The 14666-nt window shown below is 72.4% G+C and carries 13 protein-coding genes and 1 pseudogene; 9 read left to right on the top strand and 5 right to left on the bottom strand.

Features of this window, described 5'->3' with window-relative positions:
- Positions 1 to 42: 42 nt before the first annotated feature.
- Both ABT300_RS23920 and ABT300_RS23915 read right to left on the bottom strand, forming a co-directional pair.
- Positions 43 to 162: pseudogene (locus tag ABT300_RS23920) on the bottom strand (acyl-CoA carboxylase subunit epsilon); the annotation flags it as partial.
- Between the two features lie 9 nt (positions 163 to 171).
- Positions 172 to 1785, bottom strand: a complete 1614-nt coding sequence (locus ABT300_RS23915) for an acyl-CoA carboxylase subunit beta (protein WP_351679146.1) — start codon at positions 1783 to 1785, stop codon at positions 172 to 174.
- Between the two features lie 110 nt (positions 1786 to 1895).
- Between ABT300_RS23915 and ABT300_RS23910 the strand changes: the two genes are divergently transcribed.
- Together ABT300_RS23910 and ABT300_RS23905 are read left to right on the top strand one after the other, a co-directional pair.
- Positions 1896 to 2762, top strand: coding sequence for a biotin--[acetyl-CoA-carboxylase] ligase (locus tag ABT300_RS23910; protein ID WP_351679144.1), 867 nt, complete (start codon positions 1896 to 1898; stop codon positions 2760 to 2762).
- 190 nt (positions 2763 to 2952) lie between these two features.
- The gene (locus ABT300_RS23905; RefSeq protein WP_351679141.1) at positions 2953 to 4104 is read left to right on the top strand and encodes an adenylate/guanylate cyclase domain-containing protein; all 1152 of its coding nucleotides are present in this window, start codon (positions 2953 to 2955) and stop codon (positions 4102 to 4104) included.
- A gap of 258 nt (positions 4105 to 4362) precedes the next feature.
- Here ABT300_RS23905 and ABT300_RS23900 read toward each other — a convergent pair whose 3' ends face one another.
- On the bottom strand, positions 4363 to 5067 hold the full coding sequence (locus ABT300_RS23900; protein ID WP_351679138.1) for a hypothetical protein: 705 nt from the start codon (positions 5065 to 5067) through the stop codon (positions 4363 to 4365).
- A gap of 237 nt (positions 5068 to 5304) precedes the next feature.
- Between ABT300_RS23900 and ABT300_RS23895 the strand changes: the two genes are divergently transcribed.
- From ABT300_RS23895 to hutH, 3 genes are all read left to right on the top strand, one after another.
- Positions 5305 to 6108, top strand: coding sequence for an enoyl-CoA hydratase/isomerase family protein (locus ABT300_RS23895; RefSeq protein WP_351679150.1), 804 nt, complete (start codon positions 5305 to 5307; stop codon positions 6106 to 6108).
- A 121-nt stretch (positions 6109 to 6229) separates the two neighbouring features.
- Positions 6230 to 7381 carry a GGDEF domain-containing protein gene (locus ABT300_RS23890; protein ID WP_351679135.1) on the top strand — a complete coding sequence of 384 codons (1152 nt, stop codon included), beginning with the start codon at positions 6230 to 6232 and terminating at the stop codon, positions 7379 to 7381.
- A 133-nt stretch (positions 7382 to 7514) separates the two neighbouring features.
- Positions 7515 to 9083, top strand: a complete 1569-nt coding sequence (gene hutH, locus ABT300_RS23885) for a histidine ammonia-lyase (RefSeq protein WP_351679148.1) — start codon at positions 7515 to 7517, stop codon at positions 9081 to 9083.
- 65 nt (positions 9084 to 9148) lie between these two features.
- On the opposite strand, the gene ABT300_RS23880 is transcribed toward hutH, so the two are convergent.
- Entirely contained in the window at positions 9149 to 9937 is a 789-nt protein-coding gene (locus ABT300_RS23880) for a hypothetical protein (protein ID WP_351679133.1), read from the bottom strand.
- A gap of 42 nt (positions 9938 to 9979) precedes the next feature.
- Positions 9980 to 10372 (bottom strand): LPXTG cell wall anchor domain-containing protein, encoded by a 393-nt coding sequence (locus tag ABT300_RS23875; protein WP_351679130.1) that lies wholly within the window; start codon positions 10370 to 10372, stop codon positions 9980 to 9982.
- Positions 10373 to 10481: 109 nt separating this feature from the next.
- On the opposite strand from ABT300_RS23875, the gene ABT300_RS23870 reads away from it, so the two are divergent.
- From ABT300_RS23870 to ABT300_RS23855, 4 genes are all read left to right on the top strand, one after another.
- Entirely contained in the window at positions 10482 to 10838 is a 357-nt protein-coding gene (locus ABT300_RS23870) for a hypothetical protein (RefSeq protein WP_351679128.1), read from the top strand.
- A 200-nt stretch (positions 10839 to 11038) separates the two neighbouring features.
- Positions 11039 to 12301 carry a L,D-transpeptidase gene (locus tag ABT300_RS23865; protein ID WP_319278434.1) on the top strand — a complete coding sequence of 421 codons (1263 nt, stop codon included), beginning with the start codon at positions 11039 to 11041 and terminating at the stop codon, positions 12299 to 12301.
- A 151-nt stretch (positions 12302 to 12452) separates the two neighbouring features.
- Positions 12453 to 13907: an ABC transporter permease gene (locus ABT300_RS23860; protein ID WP_351679125.1), complete on the top strand. Its 1455-nt coding sequence runs from the start codon at positions 12453 to 12455 to the stop codon at positions 13905 to 13907.
- 36 nt (positions 13908 to 13943) lie between these two features.
- Positions 13944 to 14630: an ABC transporter ATP-binding protein gene (locus ABT300_RS23855; RefSeq protein WP_351679122.1), complete on the top strand. Its 687-nt coding sequence runs from the start codon at positions 13944 to 13946 to the stop codon at positions 14628 to 14630.
- The last annotated feature ends 36 nt before the right edge of the window (positions 14631 to 14666 follow it).

Genomic DNA, 14666 nt, shown 5'->3' with positions numbered 1-14666 from the left:
AGGGTTGTTCCGCGGGGGCCTCTCCCCATCTCACCCGGCGCCCCGGGGGGGGCCCCCGCCGGCGGGGGGCGGCGCCGCCGCCGCGGCGCGGGCCCGGACCACCGCCAGGGCGGCGGCGAGCTCCTCCGGGGTCGGGTTGCCCCGTACGACCTTGATCGTCACAGCGGCTCCTTAGAGGGGGATGTTGCCGTGCTTCTTCGGGGGCAGTGATTCCCGCTTGGTGCGCAGCTGACGCAGCCCGCGCACGATGTGCCGGCGGGTGTCGGACGGCATGATCACCGAGTCGACGTAGCCGCGCTCGGCCGCGATGTACGGGTTGAGGAGGGTGTCCTCGTACTCCCGGATCAGCCGGGCGCGCACCGCCTCGAGGTCCTCGCCGGCCGCCTGCGCCTCCGCGATCGTGCGGCGGTGCAGGATGTTGACCGCGCCCTGGGCGCCCATCACGGCGATCTGGGCGGTGGGCCAGGCCAGGTTGAGGTCGGCGCCCAGGTGCTTGGAGCCCATCACGTCGTACGCGCCGCCGAACGCCTTGCGGGTGATGACGGTGATCAGCGGGACGGTGGCCTCGGCGTACGCGTAGATGAGCTTCGCGCCGCGGCGGATGATGCCGTCGTGCTCCTGGCCGACGCCGGGCAGGAAGCCGGGCACGTCGACGAAGGTGATGACCGGGACGTTGAAGGCGTCGCAGGTGCGCACGAAGCGAGCGGCCTTCTCGGAGGCCGTGATGTCCAGACAGCCCGCGAACTGCATCGGCTGGTTGGCGACGATGCCCACCGGGTGGCCCTCGACGCGGCCGAAGCCGGTGAGGATGTTCGGCGCGAACAGCGCCTGCGTCTCGAAGAACTCGGCGTCGTCCAGGACGTGCTCGATCACCGTGTGCATGTCGTACGGCTGGTTCGCGCTGTCCGGCACGATCGTGTCCAGCTCGAGGTCCTCGTCGGTGACGGACAGGTCCGCCTCCTCCGCGAACACCGGCGCCTCGGACAGGTTGTTGGACGGCAGGTACGACAGCAGCTGCTTGACGTACTCGATGGCGTCCTTCTCGTCGCCGGCCATGTGGTGCGCCACGCCCGAGACGGAGTTGTGGGTGCGCGCGCCGCCGAGCTCCTCGAAGCCGACGTCCTCGCCGGTGACCGTCTTGATGACGTCCGGGCCGGTGATGAACATGTGCGAGGTCTGGTCGACCATCACCGTGAAGTCGGTGATCGCGGGGGAGTAGACGGCGCCGCCCGCGCACGGGCCGACGACCAGGGAGATCTGCGGGATCACTCCGGACGCGTGGGTGTTGCGGCGGAAGATCTCGCCGTACGCGCCCAGCGAGGCCACACCCTCCTGGATGCGGGCGCCGCCGGAGTCGTTGATGCCGATGACCGGGCAGCCGGTCTTCAGCGCGAAGTCCATGACCTTGACGATCTTCTGGCCGTAGACCTCGCCCAGCGCCCCGCCGAAGACGGTGAAGTCCTGCGAGAACACGGCGACCGGACGGCCGTCCACCGTGCCGTACCCGGTGACGACGCCGTCTCCGTACGGGCGGTTGTTCTCCAGGCCGAAGTTGGTGGAACGGTGCCGGGCGAACTCGTCCAACTCGACGAAGGAACCCTCGTCGAGCAGCAGCTCGATCCGCTCACGGGCCGTCAACTTGCCCTTGGCGTGCTGCTTCTCGACGGCGCGTTCCGAACCGGCGTGCGTCGCTTCCTGGATGCGCCGCTGGAGATCCGCGAGCTTGCCCGCGGTGGTGTGGATGTCGATCCCTGGGATCTCGTGGCGCTCTTCCGGCTCGGACATCGGGATGCGGCTCCCTGCCTGCTCAAAAGGGGGGACGGTTACTCATCCGTAGCGTAGTGGTGCCCCTACCGATCGGCAGTGCGGTGTTCAACACACCTAGGGTGGCTTGCATGACACCGCGAGATGCATCAGAGGCGGGCGGCGGCCGGTGGTCCGACCTGGACCGCCCGCCCCTCAACGGCGCGGCCCTGCGCCGGGCGCTGGTACGGGAGGGCGGTCTCTGGTCGAGCGTGGACGTGGTGCAGCGCACCGGCTCCACCAACTCCGACCTGGTGACGGCGGCGCGCGAGGGCAGGGCGCGCGAGGGCGCGGTCCTGGTGGCCGAGGAGCAGACCTCGGGCCGGGGCCGGCTGGACCGCCGGTGGACGGCGCCTCCGCGCTCCGGGCTGTTCTTCTCCGTGCTCCTCACGCCGAGCGAGGTGCCGGTGGCCCGCTGGGGGTGGCTGCCCCTGCTCACCGGCGTCGCGGTCGCGACGGGACTGTCCCGGGCGGCGGGCGTCGACACGGCACTCAAATGGCCCAATGACCTGCTGGTGACCGTCGGCGGGGAGGAACGCAAGGCCGGCGGCATCCTCGCGGAGCGGGCCGGCACGGACGCGGTGGTCGTCGGCGTCGGCCTCAACGTCACCCTGCGCGCGGAGGAGCTGCCGGTGCCGCAGGCGGGCTCCCTGGCGCTGGCCGGCGCGGTCACCACGGACCGGGACCCGCTGCTGCGGGCCGTCCTGCGGTCGCTGGAGGAGTGGTACGGCCGCTGGCGCGCCGCCGGCGGCGACCCGGCGGCGAGCGGCCTGCAGGAGACGTACGCGGCCGGATGCGCGACCCTGGGACGAACGGTGCGGGCCGAACTGCCCGGCGACCGGTCGCTCGTCGGCGAGGCGGTCGCGGTCGACGGCGACGGCCGACTCGTCATCGCCACCGAGGAAGGGGTGCAGGAACCGGTGGGAGCGGGCGACATCGTCCATCTGCGACCGGCGTGACGCACGACGACGCAAGGGCCGGGCGGTGGCTCCGAGGCCGTTCGGCGACCTCTTCGGGGGTTGCTCGGGGACCATCGGACGCCAACGGGGGCCAGTCCCCGCCGAACCGAACGGAGTGAGCTGGCGCACACCTGCCGTAGAGTTGAGGCCGGTCGAAACCTGACCGCGGAAGATCGGAAGGGCAGCAGGCGTGACCGTCGACGACACGGGCTCCGGCGCGGGCGAGGACGGCCGGGGCAACCTGCCGGCCGCCGACCCCGGCGAGCCGGGCGAACCCGGTGAGGACCCGCATCCTCTAGCGCTGCGCCTCGAACAGCTCATCCTCGGCGCCGAGCGCCGCTACACCCCCTTCCAGGCCGCCCGCAGCGCGGGCGTCTCCATGGAGCTGGCGTCGCGCTTCTGGCGGGCGATGGGCTTCGCCGACATCGGGCAGGCCAAGGCGCTCACCGAGGCCGACGTCCTGGCCCTGCGGCGGCTGGCCGGTCTCGTCGAGGCCGGGCTGCTGAGCGAGGCGATGGCGGTGCAGGTGGCGCGGTCCACCGGGCAGACCACCGCCCGTCTGGCGGAGTGGCAGATCGACTCCTTCCTCGAGGGCCTGACCGAGCCGCCCGAGCCGGGCATGACCCGCACCGAGGTCACGTACCCGATCGTCGAGCTGCTGCTGCCCGAGCTGGAGGAGTTCCTCGTCTACGTCTGGCGCCGCCAGCTCGCCGCCTCGGCCGGCCGGGTCGTGCAGGCCGCCGACGACGAGGAGATGGTGGACCGGCGGCTCGCCGTCTGCTTCGCCGACCTCGTGGGCTTCACCCGGCTGACCCGCCGGATGGAGGAGGAGGAACTCGGCGAGCTCGTCGAGGCGTTCGAGACGACCTCCGCCGACCTGGTGGCCGCCCGGGGCGGACGTCTGATCAAGACCCTCGGCGACGAGGTGCTCTACGCGGCGGACGACGCGGGCACCGCCGCCGACATCGCGCTGCTGCTGGTCGAGACGATGAGCAACGACGAGACGATGCCGGAACTGCGCGTCGGGATGGCCTTCGGCACGGTCACCACCCGGATGGGCGATGTCTTCGGCACGACGGTCAACCTGGCCTCCCGGCTGACGTCGATAGCCCCCCGGGACGCCGTCCTGGTCGACAGCGCCTTCGCCGAGGAGCTGATCCGCACCGGCGACGCCCCCTCCTCGGAGGCCGAGGCCGCGGAGGAGGCGGCCGCCGCGGAGAAGGAGGGCGAGGAGCCGCCGAAGTACCGCTTCGCCCTGCAGCCGATGTGGCAGCGCCCGGTGCGCGGCCTGGGCGTGGTCGAGCCCTGGCTTCTCACCCGCCGCAACGACACCGACATCTGACCCGCGCCGCCGCCGCCCGCCCGCGCCGGTCGCCCCCTTGGCGCCCGCACGTGCCGGGCCCCGTTGACGACGGTCATGCCCTGAGGCGTGTTTCGAAAGTCCCTCCCCCAGCCTCCGGCCGGGAGGCGCCCCCAGCCGGGCGGCGCCTGGCACGCACTCTGCCGGAGGGGGGACCCCAGCCGCGTTGTCGGGATCGCACGCACCAGACGCCGCCAGGCCTGCCCTTCGGGCAGACGACGCTACGTTCGAAACACGCCCTCAGCGCTGCGACGCCGGTGCGGTCAGCGGGTCCACGCAGAGGCCGATGATCGGGACGCACAGGCCCGGCTGCCGGGGCTCCGCGGTCTTCGGCGGCGACGGCGGGCGGGGCGCCGGGGCGGTGGTCGCCGGGGCCGGCCGGGGCGCCGACGGGGCTTCGGGGGCGGCGGTCGCGGTGGGCGCGGGCGTCGCCGCGCGGGGGGCCGGGACGTAGGTGGCGCCGGGCGTCAGGGCGACGGACGTCGGAGCCCCGGGCGCACCGGGCAGGAGGCCGCCCGCCTCGCGCGCCGGGCCGGCGCTCGCCCCGCCCATGGCGGTCGGCGCGGTGGGGGCGGGCGCGACGGCGGCCGATCCGGCGGCGGAGGGCCGGCCGGCGGCGGTCGCGCCGTCGCCCCGGCCGTCCTCGGCCGCCTTCGCGGTGCCCTCCCCGGTCGCCTCGCCGGGGTCGTCGTCCGCGCTCGTGACGAGGTCGGGCTGGGGCTCCGCCTCCGCGGCGCCGAGGGCGCCGGCGCCGCCCGTGTCGGGGGTCGGCCGCAGGAGGCTCAGCACGCCCGCGGCCAGCACCAGGCCGCCCGCGGCGAACAGCACCTTGCGGGGGCGCGGCCGGCGGTGCCGGCCCCGGGCGCGCGGGGTCCAGGGCGGGTCGGCCGCCGCGGCCACGTCCTGCCGTGTCGTTTCGTCCAGCCCGATCAGCGTGCCGGCCATCACGTTCCCTCCCCGATGCGTTCGCGCCCTCGATGCGCCGGGGCGGAGGCACGTTATGCGCTGCCATGGGTGGTGCATACGGGGTTGGGCGGGATATCACCCGTACGGGTGGCCGAGGAACCGGTACGGAGGGGCCCGGTCTTTCGCTCGCGGTCCGCGACTGGGATGATCGGACCCTGGTTGTTAACCATCGTTAACCGGAGGGCTGTCGTGAGCGGTGTCGTGGGCGGGGAGCGTGTGGGCGAGGAGCGCTTCGGGGAGTTCGTGCTGGTGCGGCGGCACGGCGACGGCGGTCATGTCGCGGAACTGGTCCTCGACCGGCCGAAGGCCATGAACGCGGTCTCCACCGAGATGGCCCGGTCGATCGCCGCGGCGTGCGCGGCGCTGGGCGAGGACCGCGAGGTCAGGGTGGTCGTGGTGACCTCGACGCACGAGCGGGCGTTCTGCGTCGGCGCCGACCTCAAGGAGCGCAACTCCTTCAGCGACGCCGAGCTGGTGCGTCAGCGGCCCCTCGCCCGCGGCGCGTACACCGGCGTGCTGGAGCTGCCGACGCCCACCATCGCGGCGGTGCACGGCTTCGCCCTGGGAGGCGGCTTCGAGCTGGCCCTGGCCTGCGACGTGATCGTGGCCGACCGCACGGCCGTGGTCGGCCTGCCCGAGGTGTCGGTGGGCGTGATCCCCGGCGGCGGCGGCACTCAGCTGCTGCCCCGCCGGGTGGGCGCGGCCCGGGCGGCCGAGCTGATCTTCACCGCGCGGCGCGTGGAGGCGGCCGAGGCGCGGGAGCTGGGTCTGGTGGACGTGCTGGCGGAGGAGGGCCGGGATCGCGAGGAGGCGCTGGCGATGGCCGCCCGCATCGCCGGCAACTCGCCGGTGGGGCTGCGGGCCGCGAAGCGGGCGCTGCGGCTCGGGCAGGGGCTGGACCTGCGGGCCGGGCTCGAGGTCGAGGACGCGGCGTGGCGGTCGGTGGCGTTCTCCGGGGACCGGGCGGAGGGGGTCGCCGCGTTCAACGAGAAGCGCAAGCCGCAGTGGCCGGGCGAGTGAGAATCGCGGGGCGGCCGCCGACGCCCAGGGCGCCGTCACTCTAAGTGCCCCCTTCGTGTCTCTTTTTCACCCAAATATCCCTAGCCTGATGTCATGGGCGAGGGCAGTGGGGGTGAGGGCGATGGGTGAGGACGCACGCCTGGCGGCCGTGGTGGCGCTCGCGCAGGGCATGGCGGCCGCGCGCACCCCTCGCGAGTCCTGGCGCGCGGCCGCGCTGGGGGCCGGCCGGGCCCTGACCGGCAGCTTCGCCGCGCTCTCGGTGTGGGAGCGCGACCTCGGGCGGCTGCGGGTCCTGGTGAACGTCGGGGACCGGGCCGCCGACGAGGCCGAGTTCCCGGAGGCCGAGGCCTACCCGGTGCACCAGTTCCCCGAGATCACCGAGTTCCTGCACGAGCGCTGGGCCGCGGGCGGCGAGCCCAACGCCTGGGTGGAGACGGCCCAGGGCCTCGCCGCCGGCCGTCCCGGCTACTGTCATCAGCGCGTCGCGGCCCTGCGCCGCCGGGGCCGGGGCTCCTGTGTGGTCGCTCCGATCGTGCTGCACGGCCGGGCCTGGGGGGAGCTGTACGTCGCCCGCTCCACCGGCGCCCGGGTCTTCGACCGCGACGACGCCGATTTCGCGACCGTCCTCGCCGCGGTCGTCGCCGCCGGGCTCGCCCAGACCGAGCGGCTGGAGGAGGCCCGCCGCCTCGCCTTCACCGACGCCCTCACGGGCCTCGCCAACCGCCGCGCCGTGGACGTACGGCTGGAGGAGGCGGTGGAGCTCCATCGGGCGGAGGGAGTGGTGGTCTCCCTCGTGGTCTGCGACCTGAACGGGCTGAAGCGGGTCAACGACACCCGGGGGCACGCCGTCGGCGACCGGCTGCTGGAGCGGTTCGGCTCGGTGCTGTCGCTGTGCGGGGCGATGCTGCCGGGGGCGCTGGCCGCCCGGCTCGGCGGGGACGAGTTCTGTCTGCTGGCCGTCGGACCGCCCGCCGACGACGTCGTCAAGGTCGCCGACGACCTGTGCCGGCGGGCCGGGGGGCTGGAGCTCGGCGAGGGCGTGGCCTGCGGTCTCGCCTCGACCGCGGACCCGATCGGGCCGGTGTCCTCGGCCCGTCGGCTGTTCCGCCTGGCGGACGCCGCCCAGTACCGCGCCAAGGCCGTGCGGGCCGCCCGGCCGGTGGTCGCCGGACGGCAGGGCCCCGACGACCCCGTGGTGCGGCTGGCCGACGAGCCGGATCCGCCGCACGAGCGGACCCCCGCCGAACGACGCCGCTTCCGCGGACGCCCCTGAGCCGCGCCGCCGAAGCGCGCCGGGAGGAGGCCTCGGGACCCGCGAGGCGGCGAAGTGACGCATCGGTAAGGGGTGGACCCCGCCCCCACTGGTGACATCTTCGTCTTCACTGCGTACGCTCCTGAATATGGATATGCACACTGTGGTGGTGGGGACGTCCGGCGTGACCGCGTCCGACGTGGTCGCCGTGGCGCGCGACGGCGCCCGGATCGAGCTCTCCGCGGAGGCGGTGGCGGCCCTCGCCGCGGCCCGCGGCATCGTCGACGCGCTGGCGGCCAAGCCCGAGCCCGTCTACGGCGTCTCCACCGGGTTCGGCGCCCTCGCCACCCGGCACATCAGCCCGGAGCTGCGCGCCCAGCTGCAGCGCAACATCGTCCGCTCGCACGCCGCCGGCATGGGCCCGCGGGTGGAGCGCGAGGTCGTGCGGGCGCTGATGTTCCTGCGGCTGAAGACCGTCTGCTCCGGGCACACCGGCGTGCGGCCCGAGGTCGCGCAGATCATGGCCGACGTCCTCAACGCCGGCATCACCCCGGTCGTCCACGAGTACGGCTCCCTCGGCTGCTCCGGCGACCTGGCCCCGCTCTCGCACTGCGCCCTCACCCTCATGGGGGAGGGCGACGCGGAGGGCCCGGACGGCGTCGTGCGCCCCGCCGGCGAGCTGCTCGCCGAGCACGGCATCACGCCCGTCGAGCTGCGCGAGAAGGAGGGCCTGGCGCTCCTCAACGGCACCGACGGCATGCTCGGCATGCTGGTCATGGCCCTCGCCGACCTCGACATGCTCTACAAGTCGGCCGACGTCACGGCCGCGCTGTCGCTGGAGGCCCTGCTCGGCACCGACAAGGTGCTCGCCCCCGAGCTGCACGCCATCCGCCCGCACCCGGGGCAGGGCGCCTCGGCCGCCAACATGCTGGCCGTGCTGGCGGGTTCGGAGCTCACCGGCCACCACCAGGACGACGCGCCCCGCGTCCAGGACGCCTACTCGGTGCGCTGCGCCCCCCAGGTCGCCGGCGCCGGCCGCGACACCATGGCGCACGCCCGTCTCGTCGCCGAGCGCGAGCTGGCCTCGGCCGTCGACAACCCGGTGGTGCTTCCTGGGGGCACCTCCCAGGCTTTCGGCACTGGGGGAGGGCGGGTGGAGTCCAACGGCAACTTCCACGGGGCGCCGGTCGCCTACGTGCTGGACTTCCTCGCCATCGCCGTCGCCGACCTCGCCTCCATCGCCGAGCGGCGCACCGACCGGCTGCTGGACAAGAACCGCAGCCACGGCCTCCCGCCGTTCCTCGCGGACGACGCCGGCGTCGACTCCGGGCTGATGATCGCCCAGTACACGCAGGCCGCGCTGGTCAGCGAGCTGAAGCGGCTGGCCGTGCCGGCGTCCGCCGACTCGATCCCGTCCTCGGCGATGCAGGAGGACCATGTGTCGATGGGCTGGTCCGCGGCCCGCAAGCTGCGCACCGCCGTCGACAACCTCACCCGTGTGATCGCGGTCGAGCTGTACGCCGCCACCCGCGGTGTGGAGCTGCGCGAGGGGCTGACCCCGGCGCCGGCGACGCGCGCGGTCATCCGGGCAGCGCGCGAGGCGGGCGTGCAGGGCCCCGGCCCGGACCGCTTCCTCGCCCCCGACCTCGCGGCGGCGGACGCCTTCGTGCGCGCCGGAGGACTCGTCGCGGCGGTGGAGACGGTCACCGGGCCGCTCCGGTAGCACGAGCGGGGCCCCGCCGCACGCAGATGCGGCGGGGCCCCGAAGCGACTGCGGGCGGAGCGGGGTTACTTGAGCTTCGCGACCTGCGCGTCGATCACGGCGGCCGGCACGGCGCCCATGTCGCCGCCCTTCTCGAACCCGGCGAAGTTCACGGTGTAGAAGGTGGCGACGGTGTTGCCCTTGCGGACCACCTCGGCGTGGAAGGTGGCCTTGCCCTGACCGTCCATGTCGACGTCCTCGACGAACGCCACCGTCTCGTCGCCCTTGCCGGAGCCCTTGTCCGCGGCGACCCTGGTGACCTTGGTGTTCTCGCCGTCGGCCTTCAGGCCGTATCCGCCGGCGCAGGTCTTCACGCCGTCGGAGACGGCCTTCATCGCCTTCTCGGCGCCGTCGCCCGCGTACGAGGAGAGGCCGACGAACGTCATGTCGATGTCGAACGCGTCCGCGAGGTCGGTCGGCTTGGCCGTGGCTCCGGCGGCCGTCTTGTCCTCGGCGACCGTGTTGCCGGCGTTCGCGTCCGTGTCGCCCGGGGCGAGCGCGGCGGTCGCCCAGGCGAGCGGGTCGCAGGCCGGCTTGTCGGTCTTCACCACGCTCTTGGAGGCGGGCAGGGTGTCGTCGCCCGAGTCGACCTTGTAGCCCTTGAGTTCGCCCTGCGCGAGCAGCAGCTTCTCGAGCTCGGCCTTGGTGTGCGCCTTCGTGGCCGGAGCCGAGGAGGAGGCGGCGGACGAGGAGGCGGACGTCTTGGAGTCCGCGGCGTCCTTCGACCCGTCGTCCGAGCAGGCGGTGAGGAGGGAGAGCGACAGCGCGCCGATTGCGGCCGTGGCGCACAGCCGGGCCCCCGATGATCTCTTCATGAGCGAACTATGAAGAAGTCGTCAAAGGTGAGTCAAGTGAAATCAAAAACCCAGACGTTCCCGGCGAATGGAATAAACGACGAATCCCGCCCCCAGTGCGAGCAGGCTCGTCCCGCCCACCACATAGGGGGTGGTGTCGAAGCTTCCGGTGTCGGCGAGCCGGACGCCGTCGTCGCTCCCGGCCCCGGTCTGGACGGCGGCCTCGGCGTGGGAGAGGGTCCGCGTCGCGCTCCGGCCCGTCGTCCGGTCGGCGGTCCGCGTCACCGACCCGGTCGTGGACGCCGACGCGGCCCGCGCCTGGGTCGTGACCTGTGTCGGCGTGACCGTTCTCGCCGAGGCGTCCTGGGACGCGTTGGCGGACGGGACGAACCACAGGGCGCCCAGCAGGGTCGCCGCGGCGGTGGCGGTCAGCAACGGACGTCGAGCGGATGACACGGAATATCGATCCCCTTGTGGCGCTGGCGAATTGGCCGTGTGCCCCGATGCTAATGAAAGTCGCGGGTCGCGGGAAAGCCGCGGGAGCCATGAGCCGTACGCTCCGCCCATGAGCGATGAAGAGACATCACGTTTTGTGCGGATTCGAGTGGAAGTTCTGCTCGAGGTGCACGACCAGGGCGCCCTGACCGCGGCCGCGCTGCGTCGGCTCGCCGACGATCCGGAGGTTCCGGACGACGAACGCGTGCATGCCGAGGCCGCTGTGACGGAGGACACCGCGGAGGCCCTCGCCTACCTCGTCGACCCCTTCGACCTGGTCGGACAGGTGCCGGGAGTGGAGCTCCAGCAGGCCTCCTGGTCCAGTGAACGGGTCGACCACGATCCGGATTCGACGGAGTGGGACCTCGACGAGGACGATCTCGACGAGGATGAAGAGGCGGACGGCGAAGAGGGCCGCATCGGTTGAGCGTTCCGGGAAACTCGTGACCCCGGACGGCAACCGCCGACCGGGGTCTCGTCGTCTCAGCAGGCGCACGAACCGACACCCGCACCTTCCGCGCCGCGAACGTGGCGTGCCCCACACCTGCGGTGTAAGGGGAACGGGACGAACCGGTCGTAGCGTTGATGTTCTTGACGGGGACTCTCGGGGTTCAGGCAATCGCAACGATGGAGAAGCGTGTGATGACGGACAGTAGGCGGCGCCGAGGTCTGATGACGGCGTCCGCACTGCTCGGCGGTGTGCTGGTGCTTTCCGCGTGTTCCGGCGGCGGCGACGGCGCATCCGACGGCGGGGGCAGCTCCTCGCAGGCCAAGGCCGACGAGGCCGCCGCGAAGAAGTCCTCCGAGGCCCAGATCAAGATCACGCCCGCGGACGGTTCGAACAACGCCTCCATCAACAACTCGGCGGCCGTCACGGTGAGCAAGGGCACTCTCACCGCCGTGACGATGACCACCGCCGAGGGCGCCGCCGTCAAGGGTGCGCTCTCCGCGGACAAGACCAGCTGGAAGCCGGACGCGCAGCTCGAGCGCTCCACCACCTACAAGGTGGCGGCCGAGGCCAAGGACGCGAAGGGTCTCGTGGCCCACGAGAACGCCTCCTTCACCACGGTCTCGCCGGCCAACAGCTTCATAGGCAACTTCACGCCGGAGGACGGCTCGACCGTCGGCGTGGGCATGCCCGTGTCGATCAACTTCAACAAGCCGATCACCGACAAGGCGGCCGTCCAGAAGGGCGTCACGGTCACCTCCACCAGCGGTCAGGAGGTCGTCTGCCACTGGTTCTCCACCCAGCGGATGGACTGCCGTCCCGAGGACTACTGGAAGGAGAACTCCACCGTCACGCTGAAGCTCGCGCTCGACGGCGTGGAGGGCGCCAAGGGCGTCATCGGCGTCCAGCAGAAGACGATCACCTTCAAGGTCGGCCGCAACCAGGTCTCCTACGTCGACGCCAAGTCGAAGCAGATGAAGATCACGCACAACGGCACGGTCATCAAGACCATCCCGATCTCGGCCGGCTCGCCCGACAACAAGACGTACGAGGGCCAGATGGTGATGTCGGAGAAGTTCAAGGAGACGCGCATGAACGGCGCGACCGTGGGCTTCACCGACGACGACGGCAAGGGCGAGTACGACATCAAGGACGTGCCGCACGCCATCCGCCTCACCAACTCCGGTACCTTCGTGCACGGCAACTACTGGGGCGCGAAGTCCATCTTCGGCTCGGTGAACACCAGCCACGGCTGTGTCGGCCTGTCCGACACCAAGGGCGCGAACGACACCGGCACAGCCGGCTACTGGTTCTTCACCAACTCGATCGTCGGCGACGTCGTGGTGGTCAAGAACACCGGCGACAAGACCGTCGCGCCGGACAACGGCCTCAACGGCTGGAACATGGACTGGGCGCAGTGGAAGGCCGGTTCGGCCGCCTGACCCGACCCCGCCCCCGCTCCCAGCCGATCCACAGGCTCCCGATGCCGCCCCCAGGGGCGGCATCGGTGCTTCCGGGGGCCGCCACAGCCTTCTCATCCATCTCTTATACGGGCCTTATGGCACCATCACACGCCGTGCCTAGCTTGCGGCCATGTTCTTCACCTACCTGAGGCGCGAACTGCGCCGCCGCAGAAAAGCGGCACTCGTCGTCGCCTCCGGCCTCGCGCTCGGCATCGCGCTGGTCATCGTGGTCACCTCCGTGTCGGCCGGCATGGGGAAGGCCCAGGAGAAGGTCCTGCAGTCCCTGTACGGCCTGGGCACGGACATGACGGTCACGAAGGCCGCCGCGCCCGCCGCGAGCTCCTCGGACCGCCCGCGCTTCCAGTTCGACGCGCAGGACAACGACTCCGACGCGCAGCAGAGCACCGACCGCGTCATGGTCCAGGGCTTCGAGACCCTGCCGGCCGCGACCGTCGCGACGGTAGGCGAGCAGAGCGGCGTCTCCGATGCCGTCGGCGGGCTCAGCCTCCGGGTCATCAAGATCAACGGGCAGTTCACCCGCGGCCAGTTCCGGCAGAACGAGAGCGCCGGCGGCGGCCGACAGGGCCGGGGCGAGGGCAGCGCCCGGCCGCAGGGCGAAGTGCAGGGCGGAGGCGCGAACTTCGACGTCGACAACTACTCCGTCTACGGCGCCGACGTCACCGAACCCGGACTCGGACCGCTGACCTCCTCCCGGATCAGCAGCGGCCGCACGTTCAAGACCTCCGAGACCGACGCCAAGGTCGCCGTGGTGGACTCGGCGTACGCCAAGGAGCAGTCGCTCAAGGTCGGCTCCACGCTGACCGTCAGCGGCGTCGAGTTCTCCGTGATCGGCGTCGCCACGGCCGACAGCGGCGAAGCCGACGCCAACGTCTACATCCCGCTGACCCAGGCCCAGACCCTCGGCGACGCGAAGAACAAGGTCACCACGATCTATGTCAAGGCGACCGACTCGCAGAAGATCGACAGCGTCAAGTCGACCATCCAGAAGAACGTCCCGGGGACGACGGTGACGACCTCCGCCGACCTCGCGGACACCGTCTCCGGCTCCCTCTCCACGGCCTCCTCGCTCGCCTCCAACGTCGGCAAGTGGCTGTCGATCGCGGTCCTGATCGCCGCCTTCCTGGTCGCCGGACTGCTCACCTCCTCGGCCGTCTCCCGGCGGGTGCGCGAGTTCGGCACCCTGAAGGCGCTGGGCTGGAAGTCCGGCCGGGTCACCCGGCAGGTCGTCGGCGAGGCCGTGGTCAACGGACTGCTGGGCGGCGCCCTCGGCATCGCGCTCGGCCTCGCCGGCGCCTACGCCGTGACCGCGATCAGCCCCACCCTTCAGGCCCGGCTGGGCGGCGGCGCCGGCGGCGGCCAGGGCGGTCCCGGCGGTGGCGGCGGCGGCTTCGGCCGCCGGGCCGCCGCCAGGACCCTCGACGTCGCCCTGACGGCTCCGGTGAGCGTCACGACGGTGGCCGTCGCGGTGGCGCTCGCCGTGGCCGGCGGCCTGATCGCGGGCGCGTTCGGCGGCTGGCGCGCCTCGCGGCTGCGCCCGGCGGACGCACTGAGCCGCGTCGCCTAGCCAACCCACCCACCAGCTCCAGGAGTTGTTGTCCCCATGTACGAACTCAGAGGCGTCACCAAGCGCTACACCCGGGGCAAGGAGACCGTCCACGCCCTCGACGGCGTCGATCTGACCGTCCCCGACGGCGACCGGCTCGTCATCCAGGGGCCCACCGGAGGCGGCAAGTCCACCCTGCTGCAGATGCTCGGCGCACTCGACCGGCCCAGCGAGGGCGAGATCGTCTTCGACGGCGTCGACCTGGCCAGGCTCTCCGAGGCCCGGCTGACGAAGGTGCGCAGCGAGAGCATCGGCTTCGTCTTCCAGTCCTTCAACCTGATCCCGACGCTCAACGCGCAGGAGAACGTCGAGACCGCCCTCGTCCCGCTCGGCGTGAAGGGCGGGGAGCGCCGCGAACGGGCCGCCGAGGCGCTGAAGTCGGTGGGTCTCGGCGAACGCCTCGGACATCTGCCGTCCGAGATGTCGGGGGGACAGCAGCAGCGCGTCGCCATCGCCCGTGCGCTGGTCAAACAGCCGAAGGTGCTCCTCGCGGACGAGCCGACCGGCAACCTCGACGAGGACATGCGCGACGAGATCATGGACGTCCTGCACACCCTGTGGCAGGAGCACGAACTGACCTTCGTCATGGTCACCCACGACTCCGCCATAGCGAAGCGGGCCCCGCGCGTCGCGACGATCCGCAGGGGCAGGATCACGGTGAAGGAGAACGCGACGACCGTGTGATCCGCCTCGCCCCCCGCGATCGCTGAGCGCTGAGCG

It is taken from the genome of Streptomyces sp. NPDC001027 (assembly GCF_040299045.1).
Classification (GTDB): domain Bacteria; phylum Actinomycetota; class Actinomycetes; order Streptomycetales; family Streptomycetaceae; genus Streptomyces.
Note: the sequence above shows the minus strand (reverse complement) of the source record. Positions and strands in the feature narration are given on the sequence as shown.